General features: G+C 39.8%; 15 protein-coding genes and 1 tRNA gene. All 16 read right to left on the reverse strand.

All coding sequences use genetic code 11. The features are described from left to right. Positions 1-135: 135 nt before the first annotated feature. The 16 genes from fba to murB all read right to left on the reverse strand — a co-directional run bounded on the left by fba (position 136) and on the right by murB (position 14,742). Positions 136-1,002, reverse strand: coding sequence for a class II fructose-1,6-bisphosphate aldolase (gene fba / locus ABE547_RS03705; RefSeq protein ID WP_347377492.1), 867 nt, complete (start codon positions 1,000-1,002; stop codon positions 136-138). A 195-nt stretch (positions 1,003-1,197) separates the two neighbouring features. Further along, positions 1,198-1,860: a transaldolase family protein gene (locus tag ABE547_RS03710; protein WP_173901359.1), complete on the reverse strand. Its 663-nt coding sequence runs from the start codon at positions 1,858-1,860 to the stop codon at positions 1,198-1,200. A 178-nt stretch (positions 1,861-2,038) separates the two neighbouring features. Continuing rightward, positions 2,039-2,911, reverse strand: coding sequence for an aldose 1-epimerase family protein (locus tag ABE547_RS03715; protein WP_347377493.1), 873 nt, complete (start codon positions 2,909-2,911; stop codon positions 2,039-2,041). Positions 2,912-2,925: 14 nt separating this feature from the next. Further along, positions 2,926-3,609, reverse strand: coding sequence for a D-lyxose/D-mannose family sugar isomerase (locus ABE547_RS03720; RefSeq protein ID WP_173901361.1), 684 nt, complete (start codon positions 3,607-3,609; stop codon positions 2,926-2,928). A gap of 113 nt (positions 3,610-3,722) precedes the next feature. Next, entirely contained in the window at positions 3,723-4,571 is an 849-nt protein-coding gene (locus ABE547_RS03725; RefSeq protein ID WP_347377494.1) for a MurR/RpiR family transcriptional regulator, read from the reverse strand. A gap of 36 nt (positions 4,572-4,607) precedes the next feature. Continuing rightward, positions 4,608-5,471: a ketose-bisphosphate aldolase gene (locus ABE547_RS03730; protein WP_347377495.1), complete on the reverse strand. Its 864-nt coding sequence runs from the start codon at positions 5,469-5,471 to the stop codon at positions 4,608-4,610. 62 nt (positions 5,472-5,533) lie between these two features. Beyond that, the gene (locus ABE547_RS03735) at positions 5,534-6,859 is read right to left on the reverse strand and encodes an ADP-dependent glucokinase/phosphofructokinase (RefSeq protein ID WP_347377656.1); all 1,326 of its coding nucleotides are present in this window, start codon (positions 6,857-6,859) and stop codon (positions 5,534-5,536) included. Positions 6,860-6,890: 31 nt separating this feature from the next. Next, positions 6,891-7,727, reverse strand: a complete 837-nt coding sequence (locus ABE547_RS03740) for a carbohydrate ABC transporter permease (RefSeq protein ID WP_347377496.1) — start codon at positions 7,725-7,727, stop codon at positions 6,891-6,893. 3 nt (positions 7,728-7,730) lie between these two features. Further along, positions 7,731-8,654, reverse strand: coding sequence for a sugar ABC transporter permease (locus ABE547_RS03745; RefSeq protein WP_347377497.1), 924 nt, complete (start codon positions 8,652-8,654; stop codon positions 7,731-7,733). 97 nt (positions 8,655-8,751) lie between these two features. Next, a complete protein-coding gene (locus ABE547_RS03750; RefSeq protein ID WP_347377498.1) occupies positions 8,752-10,053 on the reverse strand; it encodes a sugar ABC transporter substrate-binding protein in 1,302 nt (433 codons plus the stop codon). A gap of 534 nt (positions 10,054-10,587) precedes the next feature. Further along, a tRNA-Glu gene (locus tag ABE547_RS03755) sits at positions 10,588-10,659 on the reverse strand. A gap of 89 nt (positions 10,660-10,748) precedes the next feature. Further along, on the reverse strand, positions 10,749-11,684 hold the full coding sequence (locus ABE547_RS03760; RefSeq protein ID WP_347377499.1) for a YegS/Rv2252/BmrU family lipid kinase: 936 nt from the start codon (positions 11,682-11,684) through the stop codon (positions 10,749-10,751). Between the two features lie 99 nt (positions 11,685-11,783). Further along, a complete protein-coding gene (locus tag ABE547_RS03765) occupies positions 11,784-12,041 on the reverse strand; it encodes an HPr family phosphocarrier protein (protein ID WP_347377500.1) in 258 nt (85 codons plus the stop codon). Between the two features lie 16 nt (positions 12,042-12,057). After that, entirely contained in the window at positions 12,058-12,939 is an 882-nt protein-coding gene (gene whiA / locus ABE547_RS03770; RefSeq protein ID WP_347377501.1) for a DNA-binding protein WhiA, read from the reverse strand. Positions 12,940-12,947: 8 nt separating this feature from the next. Beyond that, positions 12,948-13,829, reverse strand: coding sequence for an RNase adapter RapZ (rapZ, locus tag ABE547_RS03775; RefSeq protein ID WP_347377502.1), 882 nt, complete (start codon positions 13,827-13,829; stop codon positions 12,948-12,950). Position 13,830: 1 nt separating this feature from the next. After that, the gene (gene murB / locus ABE547_RS03780) at positions 13,831-14,742 is read right to left on the reverse strand and encodes a UDP-N-acetylmuramate dehydrogenase (protein ID WP_347377503.1); all 912 of its coding nucleotides are present in this window, start codon (positions 14,740-14,742) and stop codon (positions 13,831-13,833) included. Positions 14,743-14,767 lie beyond the last annotated feature (25 nt).

Consider the following 14,767-nt stretch of genomic DNA (forward strand, 5'->3'; position numbering starts at 1 on the left):
AATGTTATTCTTCCGCATGACCATGAAGAATAACTGGAAAAAGGCACTCCAACCTTCGCTGGAACGCCTTTGTTCTTTCTATGCCAGTTAGTATAACTCAAACGGTTTAAAAAGGCAAGTGAATTTTTTCACTAATTATTCAGCTTTTCCAACAGAACCGAATAATTCCATCTTCGTTTTAACTGTTTCTTTGATTGCTTCAAATCCTGGTTTCAGTAATTTACGAGGATCATATCCTTTTCCTTCCAGGTCTTTTCCAGCTTCTACATACTTACGTGTAGCATCTGCAAAAGCCAGCTGGCACTCTGTATTAACATTGATTTTTGCAACTCCAAGATCGATTGCTTTCTTGATCATATCCTCCGGAATTCCTGTACCACCGTGAAGAACCAGCGGCATATCGCCTGTCAGCTGCTGAATTGCATCCAGAGTCTCAAAACTTAATCCTGCCCAGTTAGCCGGATATTTTCCATGAATGTTACCGATACCTGCTGCCAGCATATCAACGCCAAGATCAGCGATCATCTTACACTCGTTAGGATCAGCACATTCACCCTGTCCGATAACTCCGTCTTCTTCTCCGCCGATAGCACCAACTTCAGCTTCCAGTGATAATCCTTTTTCTTTACATACTGCAATCAGTTCTTTTGTCTTTGCAACGTTCTCTTCGATCGGATACTTGGATCCGTCAAACATAATGGAAGAGAAGCCGGCTTCAATACATTTATAACATCCATCGTAAGTACCATGATCCAGATGAAGAGCAACCGGAACTGTGATTCCGAGATCATCGATCATTGATGATACCATAGCTGCAACTGTCTTAAATCCTGTCATATACTTTCCTGCACCCTCAGATACACCAAGAATAACAGGAGACTTGCACTCTTCTGCTGTAAGAAGGATAGCTTTTGTCCACTCAAGGTTGTTAATATTGAACTGTCCTACTGCATAATGGCCTGCTACCGCTTTATCAAGCATTTCTTTTGCTGATACTAACATAATTGTATTCCTCCAATTCCTAGTCATGAAAATCACTGTGTTTACACGACATATTTATTTGCTTTTTCCATTATATCTCATTAACGCGAAAAAAACAAGGAGAAAGGTATTTCCGGTCATTTATCGGTATTACCATATCTTCAATATTTTTGGGAATACGTGCGCTCGCCAAGCGCCCGTCATTTTTATCTATTATTATTCAAAAAAGCATTCTGCATTCATCCAGTCTCGCTTAAAATTATTGATATAATGCTCTGTTAATGGATTCGGTGAAGTAAAGGTATCTTCAAAAACATGATATGGAAGTGTAAGGCAATCTGCTCCTGCCATAAAGTAGTCGACAATTTCCTGTGATTTTTCTATAGATGCAGCTACAATCTTTGTATCTATATTTAATTTTTTATATACCGTTGATATTTGCGAAAGTGTATCGACACCTTTATACCCTATGATGTCATTTTGTCCTGTGTATGGCGCAACATATGTGGCTCCGGCCTGTGCACACAGAACGGCTTCTGCGGCAGTCAATATCGAAGTTGCACATGTTTTAATTCCCAGCTCACTTAACCTTGCAATTGCTTCTACTCCATGGTAATTAGCAGGAATCTTTACGACCATATTATCTCCTGCAGAATTAATACGCTTCCCATCTGCGACCATATCTTCAACTGTTTCCCCAACAACCTGACCAAATACTGGCATATCAGGGAGTAATTCTGTAATCGCTCTAAGTATTTTTATACCATCTTTTCCTTCTTTTGAAATAATCGAAGGATTCGTTGTAACTCCCTCGATAAGATTTTTATTTTTTAGAATTTCTAATTCCTTTATATTTGCTGTATCTGCTAATAATCTCATAATAAACCTCCTAAAATAATCCTTTACAACAAAAAACCTATAGGTCAATATCCAACTCTCCGCAATCTATTTTGCAAGGACTTTTTTTACAAATATTTATTTCAACTCTAAAATTGGAGAGATACGCCCTTTAACCACTACGACAACTTAAAGGGCATATCAATATATCTGCAGATCCTTAACGGATTGTTATACTCCACTGATTGCAATAAGTCTCACCAGTTCCCAGACGTACCAGATCACTCTTATTGCTGAACTCTTCTACCACATCTTGTCTGGATGGAAGGGAAGTCCATGGTTCAATACAAATATAGGGCGCTTCGGTTTTCGGCGCATGCCAGAATCCCAGATAAGACATCTTAGGATAAGATACCGTAACACTTCTTGTTCCTTTGTCCGATTTTAATGTCACTTCCCCCGGCATATTCTGAAGAACAATAGCATCATCATCGAACATATCATGTCTCATTCTTATCTTCTGCCCATCTTCTAATGGAAATTCTTTATTGATTCCATTCAGGAAACAAGTTTCTGTATGACCAACCCTGTCCGGGCAACCTTTTCCCGAAAACTCCAGATAATAATCTGAGAATTCCAGGCCATCTTCCAGCGGTACCTTGAATCCGGGATGTCCGCCGATTCCAAAATACATCATCTTATCTGAATTGTTCCGAACCTGATATCCTATATTAATCTGATTTTCATCTAGTTCATAACTCACGCGCAAAACAAAATGATACGGATAGGACTCATATGTTTCTTCTGTATCCTCCAGTTCCATAACGATTCTTTCTCGGTCATGCTCTACTACCCGATACGGAAGGCTTCTTGCGAATCCATGAATCCCCATGCAGTATTCTTTTCCATTAAGAGTGTACTTTCCTTCTGTAAATCTTCCTACAAAAGGGAACAGAATCGGAGCTCTTTCCGGCCAGTATTTCTGATCTCCACTCCAGAGATACTCAACGCCATCTTTTGAGACAGACTGCATCTCTGCACCGGTAGCAGCTATCTTAACCGTCATGCATCGATTACTAATCTCATAATTCACGTTCATTCCTCCCACTATTCTGCATCCGGATATTCGGTACACAGCAGACGGTATGCCGGCTCATCTTCTTCGATCGTCGGAAATCTTCCCATTCTCTCATAGAAGAAGTTATCGTTATCGTCATCATTACACATAGATACCTCTCCTAACAGAACAGATCCGCCAGTTTCCGGAACTACAAAATCATGGAACATATAAGGTGTAATTGTAATACTCTCTCCAGGTGTCAAAAGTACTTTTGTTCCTGCCGGAACAATTTCTTTCTTACCATCTTTATATACAACCACATCTGTATCCAGTTTTTCCATATCCTTAGTTCCGTTATAAACAGTGATATAGATATCATTTCCACCTCGGTTGATAATATCTTCCATCTTAGATACATGATAGTGCAATGGAGCTGTCTGTCCCTCGTAGAGCATTAACAATTTTTCTGCGTATGTCTTTGGATACTTCTCTGGCATCTTCTGATTTCCGTTTCGAATTGTAAGGAGCGCGAAACCGACCTCATCAAATTTGCCAAGGCCGTAATCCGTAATATCCCAGCCCAGTTTATTGTCACGGATCTCATCATATTCATGTCCTATGCTGTTCCATTCTTCTGCTGTCCACTTTGCAAATGGAGGGATCTCAAATCTGTGCTCATTGATCAACTGCTCCATGTCTTTAATAACCTGATTAATTCTTGAACGTTTCATATTATTTCCTCCAAACATTTTATTCTTTTTAAAATTTACTATAAAAAACGAACAGCAAGACACTTTCATGCATGAAGCATTCAAAAGAGCCCCGCTGTTCTACATTATCACTTTTACATCTTGTATTCTGATAATATAATCTCAGGCCTATCAGCCTGCTTCTTTTTAATTAGTTCCGCATTTGTGACAAAGTTCAAAAGAGCATCTATGACTGCAGTTTCATTCAAATGCGCAAAACCTTTATAATAATTAAAAGGTCCTTCTGTTCCTGCCGAAAGCAGTACGTAATCCGCAAGATTCGCTACTGGTGAATTCGCATAAGCAGTAATCGCAATCGCTTTTAATCCTTTTTCCTTTCCAAGCTCCAATCCCTGAATCACTTGCTTGGATGTACCTGATTGAGAAATTGCAACCAATATATCATCTGAATCAGCTAAATTTACATTATTCAAAAAATATTCTGCGGCAACATTATATGTGCTTTTAATTCCTAATCTTCCAAGACGGAATCCCATATACTGAGTTAATGGACATGTATTTCCTACGGCCAGAAGATGCGCCTGCTTACATGACTTCAATAGATTCACGCAATTCCACATGACATCGGCATCTATCCTTCGCCCTATTGCGATAATATTCTCCGCATATTCCCGAAATTGCTTTTCCACTTCATCATGCGTCTGTACGCGATTAACCGTCTCATACTGCTGTCTTCCCAGATCCTTCGCCAGCGTAATACGGAATTCATAATATCCAGTATATCCTATATGGTGACACATCCTTACAACCGTTGCATCACTCACACCACTTTGCTTTGCCAGTTCAGACACATTAGAATCCACCGTCTTTTGTGGATTTTTTAAGACAAAATCCGCCACTTTTTTTTCGGCTGAAAAAATGCAGTTATAGTTCTCTTTTATTACCTCGAGAACCCCCTTATTCAGCATACTCTCTTTTTTCACTTTGACACCTTTCCTTGAAGGGAGAGCCCAAAAGGCTTAGTATAAAGAAGCTTTTCCAATTGTCTGGAAGAGTTCTAATTTATGTTTTGCACACTCTTTCATAGCTTCCATACATTGAGGCTCAATTACATTTGGCTCTCTTACCCCTTCATCTTTTAATACTTCTCTCATTTTCTGGAAATATGCAACCTTGATATCAGAAGAAATATTAATCTTATTGATTCCAAGTGTTACAGATTCTCCAATTTCTTTGTCCGGATTGTTCGATCCACCATGAAGAACCAATGGAATATCCACTTTTGCTTCAATTTCTTTCAAGATATCCAGTTTAAGTTCTGGTTTCATTCCTGCTGGATATAAACCATGACATGTTCCAATTGCAACAGCAAGTGTATCTACGCCTGTCTCTGCAACGAATTTTGCTGCATCGTCTGGATTTGTGTAAATGATTTTTGCTGTTCCGCCTTCAAAATCTGCCGGATCAGTAGATCCGATAGTTCCAAGTTCTGCCTCAACAGATACATTTGCAGAATGTGCTGCTTCTACTACTTTCTTAGCACCTGCAATATTTTCTTCAAAAGGAAGCTCTGCACCATCAAACATTACAGATGTAAATCCTGACTGGATCGCATAAATGATTGTTCCAAAATCACTGCAGTGATCCAGATGAATACATACTGGCACTGGTGACTTATATGCTCTTTCCTTAATAGCTAAAACCATTTCTGGTCCAGTAAAGCTTAATTCATCTGGATGAATCTCAATGATAACCGGTGAATTAGTTTCCTCGCAAACATCCATAATTCCCAAAAACATTGAGTAATCGGAAATATTAAATGCCGGAATCGCAAATTTGTTCTCTTTTGCTACTGCCAAGATGTCTTTCATATTCATTAACATAATTTAGTCCTCCTCTAGAAATATAATACTATACATTATCACTTTTTTCTATAAAATATTTTTTAAAAACACATTTGTACACCGCCTAAGAATGAATCACCTAATCCGATAGTGTACTTTGGTTTATCAATATATTTAGACGGTACTAATGTTACTTCATCCGCATATTTGCTTTCTATGACTTTACTGTAATTCTCGATCCCCTTCGGGCTCAGTTCAAAGGTAAGAACTTCTCCAATCTGTTCCTTCGTACCATAGCTTCCGTTCTGTGCCTTCGCAGTAGCCAACATATTTCCATACATCAGCCCTTTCTCAATATCTGCTTTCAGTTTTTCACCTACATACATAGAATAATCTTTAGTATGAATGATAATACCCTTACGGATACCAAATTTTTCCCGAATAAATTTTGCACCTTCAACGCAGGAAATAATGTCACTAATATCCACATCAAAATCATACATTTCTTTTAATGTATACTTCAGCTCTTCTTCGTTCAGGCTGACAATATCTACACAAGAGCATACCGTCTCGAGACAAAGCTTTCTTACTGAAATATCATGGAAGTGTGCATCTTCAAAGAATACTATGCCTTCCGGATTATTTTCTCGATATTTCATGACATGCTGTCCTGCAAAATCCAAATGTTCCTTCAAAACTTCCGGATCTAAAAGCGCATTAAAGCTGGACAATACATTACTGCTTACATGTTCTGCATTTTCTTCAACCCATTTAAAATAAGGTTTATAAAACGGAACATACTCATTTACCGTAATCTTTGTTAAAATCAATCGGTTCGAGCAAGGAATCTCTGCTTCTTGATTGCCCAGACAGATCACATCACCTTTTTTAAACTGTATAATACAGTGTATTTCCTGATCCTGAGTCTGGACAATTCCATCCGTATGTACCAATTCTCCCGTTTCAGAAACTGTATAAACATATGGAGACTCTAACAACTTACATACCTCTTTTGAGTCATCTGTAAGATGCACAACAGACGGACACCCCACCTGAGCAAGTGCCAAAGCAGCCTGAACTGCCGTTCCGCCCATTCCATACTGTGCAGAAAAACACTCTTCCAAGAGTTTTGTATTCTCTATGTCTGCTTCTCCGCCTATTCCTCGGGTACAATAATACACGATTGTCTGGAGCAATTCTTCCATAGTGTGAACCTTTTCCGGAACCTCCATCTGTGAAAGATCGCCATCTGGAAGGTATTCTGCAAGCAATTCATTCAATCTTTCAACCTGAAAATCGCACAAAATATCTAAGTTGCTGGTATAGCCCATTGCTGTATAACGCTTCTCAGACACGCGCTTTTCCACTGTCTCATCCATTGTCTCATATGCCTGCCTGTATTTTTGTTCAATCTGTAATACATTCATCACTATTGAAATCCTCCTAATATCATCTGTCTTAACTCTTTACTGATCCTGCCGTCATACCAGCGATAAAGTATCTCTGGAAGAATAAGAATAATACAAGTATCGGTAATGATCCAAGTACACTCATTGCCATCATCTGATTCCATTCATATGAATGCTGTCCCATCAATAAATTGATACCTACCGGAACCGTACGCATTTCATTCGTCTTTGTCAATGCCAGAGCAAACAAATATTCATTCCATGCCTGCATGAACGTATACATTCCTACTGATACCAGACCAGGAACAGCTGTAGGAACCAAAATCTTCCATAACGCCTTCCAACGAGAACCGCCATCGATCATAACAGCTTCATCCAATTCTTTTGGAAGAGTATTCAGATATCCTGTTGTCATTAAAATACAATATGGAAGCGTAAATACCAAATATGTCAGAACAAGTGCTGCATATGTGTTGTATAATTTTAAACTTACGATCAAGCTCAAATACGGAATCAGCAAAGTAATCGGCGGTACAGCCTGTACAGCAACAATAACTGTATTGATAACACCCTTTCCTCTAAAGTCAAAACGGCTAAATGCATAAGATGCCATAATTCCAATAATAAGAGTAATCACTACTACCAGTCCAGCTATAATGTAACTATTAATAAAAAACCTTACCTGTTCCGGGTTTGTAAAGATTGCTTTATAAGCATCCAAACTAAAATTTTCAGAAATCCATGTCGGCGGCCACGCAAAAATCTCCGCATTAGGCTTAAATGAGTTCAAGAACATCCAGACAATCGGAAAACCCGCCCACAAAGTACCAATGATCAATACTATGATAACTAAAATCTGAACTGAAATTTTTTTCTTTCCTATCATACTTTAATCCTCCGATCTTTGTTGTCTGACATAGAAGATTCCAATAATCGTACATACAATAAGAAGAATTACGGCTGCAGACGATGCCATTGAATACTGATATTTCGTAAAGCCCTGTTTGTATATATATGTACTAATTGTCTCGGTTGCATTGACCGGTCCGCCTCCTGTAGTCATCCAAATCAAAGCAAATTGCTGCAATGTCCAAACAAAATCTAACATCAGAAGACTGACAAGAATTGGTTTTAGTTGAGGAATTGTAATTCTGAAAAATGTCTGAATAGCATTCGCGCCATCCAATGCGGATGCCTCATATAAATCTGTTGAAATCCCCTGTAATCCCGCCAAAATACTAATCATATAGAAAGGATATCCCGACCAAATATTAATCACTGTAACTGCCTTAAGCGCAATATCTCTCGTTGCCAAGAACGAAATGTTTTTATCAACTATGTGCATCGATGTAATAAGATAGTTGATTACACCATTTGGATCTAACATCATTCTCCAGAGAATTGCTATAACAGATGCTGTAAACATCCACGGCAAAGCATAGATTACTCGAAAAATACCTTTTACTCTAACACCAAGGTATCTGGTATTCAATACCATTGCAAATAACATACCAATCAAAAGATGTGCTACAATGCTGACGATAACAAAGAAAAGCGTATTCCTTATTGCAACCAGGAATGTTGGATCCGTCAGTACTGCCTTATAGTTCTGCAATCCAACAAAAACAGGATTCTTATTAACAATCACATTATCGAAGAAGGAATATCCGATAACCATGATAATAGGTACAACCAGCAGAACAATCATTAATGCAACTGTTGGTAAAAGATATAAATATGGTGTTGCCTGTTTCCTCAAAACATCCTTTTTGCTTCCTGCCGGCCTTGTCATTACTTTATTCCCCTTTGCCAATCATCCCACCTCCTTCATTTTTTGAGAAATATAGGCTGCGCGAATATACGCGCAGCCTATATTCTTTAACTCTTTACCTTATAGTTCTGTCCGATTTTTATTCAAAAGCAGGTGCCCAGCTTTCCTGTGCTGCACTCAACATATCTGCTGCAGATGCTATATCTCCATCCAGATATAATACAAGCTGCTCATTGAAGCTTCTCATCAAATCTTCAGATGTAGGAGCACCTGTGAATTCGTTGATAGCATAACCTGTCTGGAAGATATCGTATGCTTTCAGGAATAATTCATCGTTTTCAGAATAATCAGGCTCTGCAGTTGCATTTCCTGGGAAAGCGTTTGCAAGCTGAGCTAATTTAGCATTTACTTCTGGGCTCATAAGATATTCTACAAACTGCCATGCTTCTTCTTTGTTCTCGCAGTTTTCTGCAATACCGATACCCCAGTTAGCAACGTCCATTCCGCTTTCGCCTTCATAACCATCCATTACAGGCATCTTAGCATAGTCAAAGTTAAGGTCTGGACTTTCTTCTTTGATCAGTGTCAAGTGAGAAATTCCATCTACCATGAATGCAAGACGTCCGTTCTCGAACTCGTTAACCATATCCTGCTCTTTCATAGCTTCAGCACCATCAGAGAGGTATCCGTTGTCTTTCATTTCTTTTACGAAATCAACAACTTTCTCAAGATTTTCATTACCTTCAAGGTTCGGTTTTCCATCTTCTAACATAGCTCCGCCTGATGCCCACAGCCATGTCATGAACTGATTCTGAATACCGTTAGGAGCTTCAGAAGATAATGGAATTGCAAATGCAGCTGCATCTGTATTAGATACGATCTTATCACATGCATCCAAGAACTCTGACCATGTTGTTGGAACCTCAGAAACCCCAGCTGCTTCAAGAATGTCCATATTTACATATAATGGATATGCAAAGTTAACAACTGGAATCATGTATGTACTTCCATCTACCTGAATCTGATCTGATAACTGACTATCATCATAACCTGCACCTGACATCAAATCTGTCAAGTTTGCGATAGACTCCTGTTTTGCAAAATCATATACCCAAGATCCATCAAGACCAACTACATCAGCCATAGTTCCCGCTGCTGCACCAGCTGCAATCTGAGTCTTAGTATCTGCATAAGGATTGCTCAGAAGCTCAATATTAATTCCTGTTTCCTCTGTGAAGTCATCACAGATCTCCTGAAGTGCTCCATCCGGAAGCTCTACGCCCCACCACTGCTGGAATTCAAGTGTTACGCCATCTCCGCTGTCTCCACTAGCTTCTTCTGAATCTCCGCTACTGCTAGATCCACAAGCTGCTAATGAAAGTACCATTGCGCCAACCAGACCCATTGAAAGCATTTTCTTCATGATTGTTCTCTTTTTCATTAATAGTTCCTCCTTTAAATGAAATTTTATTTCAGCACATTTTAAAAAAAGCAAAAGTAAATTCCAAACATCTAACTTTTTTCTGTTTATATTCGCTAATTTATCTTTGTTTTTCTTTCTTTTTTTATGCTGTTTTAATTATATTATAAAATATTTTTTCATATTGTCAATATGTATTATCTTAAATTTAAATTATTTGAATGAAATTTTCTTTTTTCGTCAGTAATTCCGCTCATTATCTTGGCATTATGAAAATGTATTTCATGTTCACCAACAAAAAATCGAGTAGGAGATAAATTATTATTTTATCTACTGTCCTCTCATACTACCATGCGTTAGACTATCCATGGTTGAATGATAGATCCTTAGTGTTCACCTCCCTGTAGTATTAAGTAGTATTGTTTAAAAGCTAAAACCAGTGGCGATGTTATTCCCTTTTTCGGAACACAAAAAAGTCATATCACAAACAGAACCTTGCTCTAACAACAAAAAAGCCGTTGGATACTTTTATAAGTATTCAACGACTTCTTACAGTGACTCCCAGGGGAATCGAACCCCTGATTCCAGCGTGAGAGGCTAGCGTCTTGACCGCTTGACCAGGGAGCCTTGCTGTTTCGTACTTGCCTATTATAACAAACATGTCAGCAATAAGCAAGTACTTTTTTTACTTTTTTTATTTATTTTGTTTTATTTTTTTATTCGTTTTCTTCTTCCCACTCAAGCTCTATTTTCTCTTCACTCGGGACCATAATCTGAAGTTCTTTATTCAGATTCTCAATCACAACTTCATCATGCTCTCCGCCATACTCACCGTCTAACGTCCAGGGGATCTCTTCGATCGACTCAAAAGTCACATGGCCACTCTTAAATGCGTATACATATTTGGAATCCATCTGCTTTGTCATCAGTGACGCGATCGTTTCCTGCAATTCAATCGGATTTTTCGGTGCCTTGATCAATGTAACCTCAAACACTCCGTCATCAAATCCTACCTGTTTGCCGATCATATTACGGAAACCTCCGACCGATCTCGAATTCGTCACCATTCCATAGATAAATTCATCCTCGATCACTTCTCCGTCATGTGTCACTTTTACCTTATAAGAAGGGATATTAAAAAGTCTTTTTGCCCCCTCCAACACATACGCCAGATGCCCCAGCGCATTCTTCATGGACTGTTTCGTCTGATAGGACACATCCGTAAAGAGGCCAAACGCCGCCACATATACAAAGATTCCATCATTAAACTTACCGGCATCACATGAGAATACCGTACCATTCACCGCATTATCTGCCGCCTCCATAAGCCCTCGCGGAATATGCAGACTGCTTGCAAAGTCATTGGTTGTCCCGGTCGGAATATAACCAATTGGATTTCTTTTATCCTTCGGACGCTTCATCATCCCCGTAACAACTTCGTCGAGTGTTCCGTCCCCGCCGCTGCACACGATCAGATCATATTCATCTGCTTTATACTTTCTTACTTTTTTATAAGCATCCCGATAAGACTGTGTCGGATAGATCACAACTTCATATCCCGCCTTCACAAAGATATCAATCACATCCGAAAGGTGAGGTTTCAGAATTTCTTTTCCCGCACGCGGATTATAGATAAAAAGCAAACGTCTCATATCGAATTCTCACATCTCCTTTTATAGTACAGGGACTGTCGCAGAAAACCCTTCAGCAACAGCCCCTTCATATGTAATCAGTTTTTACATATCATGAATTTAATTTACAGCAGACAAAAAATCAGCTACACCTTTTACCGCAGCATCTTCATCCTGTCCTTCTGCTACTATCGTAACCGCTTCACCCCTCTGAAGCTTCAGACTCATCATACCCATAATACTTTTCGCATTAATCTTCTTGCTTCCCATCTCAAGATAAACCTGGCTTGAATACTGGCTTGCTTCCTGAACAAGATGCGCAATCGGACGATCTTCCATCTCCATATTGTTCTGAATAGTAACAGGCTTCTTAATCATAACAAACTGCTCCTCCTTATTGATCCCTTAACTTTTCTGCTATTTCACTTAACTTCCTGAGCCGGTGATTCACTCCGGACTTTCCGAGCGGATGCTCCATAAGCTGTCCCAACTCTTTTAAAGCCGCTTCCGGATATGCAAGACGTGTAAGGGCAACATCTTTTAGTCCTTCCGGCAGCTTGTCAAAACCGATGGTATCTCTGATATATATAATATCCTCCATCTGCCTTACTGCAGCAGATACGGTTTTGTTAATATTGGCTGTCTCACAGTTCACCTTACGATTTACTGAATTACGCATCTCTTTCATGATCCGTACATTTTCCAGTTCCATCAAAGCCACATGAGCCTCCATGACATTCAGTATATCTACAATCTGTGAGCCTTCCTTCAGATACACAACATAAGATTTTTTTCTGCCAACAATCTTTGCATCCATCTCAAAGCTGTTGATCATATCCCGCAGATACTCCGCCTGTCTGCTCTCTGTACAGACAATCTCAAAATGGTACGATTTACTCGGATCACTCATAGATCCCGAAGCAATAAACGCACCCCTGATATACGCTCTCTTACAGCATACCGCATGCACGATCGTATCCCGGATCGCAAGCAGTTCTTCTCCTTTTGCATATAAGAAATAGCTGCTGCTCTCTTTTGAAGTGTTTCGTCGGACAACGATATCAGTTCTTATATTAAATGTTTTTTTCAATAATGTAAAGCATTTTCTTGCAACTCCAGGATTTTCCGTATGTACTTTTAAAACGCATACACCTTTTTTATCCTCACCAAACACACCGCTCATATGTACGATCGCAGATAATTCTGCCAGCTCACAGTGTCTCGCCTTCGGATAATGCTGTATCAATTCTTCTTTTACTTCACCTGAAAATGACATTTTTACCCCTATCTTGCTTTGGTAATGGCATCCTTCCCAATATCACGATGTTCAATCCGGATGCCATAATTTTCATTATGTTTTAAAGCGGTATACAACTCATTCGCCAGTGTCACCGACCTGTGTTTCCCTCCTGTACATCCTATGCCGATTACCAGCTGAGTCTTCCCTTCCTGGATATAATTCGGAATCAAAAATTCTACCATATCCGTCAGCTTTGTTAAAAATTCCTTCGCTTTGTCATTTTCCATGACATAATCTCTTACTTCTTTGTCATTACCGCTTTTTGGTCTCAATTCTTCTATATAATATGGATTCGGCAAAAAACGGACATCAAACACCAGATCTGCATCTGCCGGAATTCCATATTTGAACCCAAATGACAGAACAGAGATATACAGATTCTTATATTCTTTATTTTCAACAAAAATCTTTGTAAGTTCCGCACGAAGTTCTCTTGTCAGCATGTGACTCGTGTCGATCAGATAATCTGCTCTCTGCTTCAGAAATGTCAGACGCTTACGTTCTTCTCTGATCCCCTGATCCACCCGTCCGTCTTTCCCTGACAGAGGATGAAAACGTCTGGTTTCTTTATATCGCTTGATCAGGACATCTTCGCTGGACTCCAGATAGAGTATCTCATATCTCATTCCGGAAGCGTCCAGTTCCTCCAGCACCTTCTCCAGTTCCCGAAAGTTTTGCCCGCTTCGTATATCCACGCCAAGCGCCGCTTTATTAATCTCTGTCCCCGGTACACGGAGTAGATCTGCCATCTTCGGTATCAGCGGTACCGGCAGATTATCCACACAGAAATACCCCATATCCTCCAGCATTTTCAATGCCGTACTTTTTCCGGCGCCCGACATACCTGTCACAATCACACATCTCATCTTAGAATTCTCCCAGTCTTTTTACTTCCGGTTCCAGCCTTACACCTGATGTTTCTTCCACAGTATCAGCCACCCGGCGCATCAGTTCAGCAACATCCGCAGCCGTAGCCTGTTCTCTGTTGATCACAAAACCACAGTGCTTTTCAGATACCTGCGCACCACCGACACGAAATCCGCGAAGCCCTGCATCCTGTATCAGCTTACCGGCAAAATATCCTTCCGGTCTTTTAAATGTACTTCCCGCGCTCGGATACTCCAACGGCTGTTTGCTGATTCTCTTTTCCTTCAGATCATCCATGACCGCCTTAATCTCTGTCTTATCACCTTTCTGCAGATCTATCCTCGCTTCCAGAACTACATATCCTTTTCTGGCGATCACACTGGTACGATATCCGAGTTCCAGTTCGTCCTTCGGAATTGTAACAATCTCTCCTTCTTCATTGAGTACAGTTACTTCTTTAAGCACATCCTTCATCTCTCCACCATACGCTCCGGCATTCATCACACAGGCGCCTCCCAGCGTTCCCGGGATTCCTGCAGCAAACTCAAATCCTGCAAGCCCCATATCCAGTGCTCTGTTCGCAATTGCCGACAGAAGTGCACCTGCCTGTGCACGAATCACAGTTCCTTCCACTTCAATCCGGTTCATCTGCTTAAATATCTGAATGATCACACCCTCATATCCCTGATCCGATACCAGAAGATTGCTGCCATTTCCTACTATATAATAAGGAACTTTCCTTTCCCGGCACAAGCGGACCGTATTTTTCACTTCTTCTGCCGTTTTTGGCATTACAAAAAAAGCCGCCGGTCCTCCGATGCGAAATGTCGTGTGATCCCTCATCGGTTCCTCTGTTCTGATCTGTTCTTCTGTTAATATATGTTTTAACTCATTATAAATAATCTGATTCATCTTCTTCTCCATATTCTTCGTCAAT

The organism is Dorea sp. YH-dor226, from assembly GCF_039832105.1.
Taxonomy (GTDB): domain Bacteria; phylum Bacillota; class Clostridia; order Lachnospirales; family Lachnospiraceae; genus Dorea_A.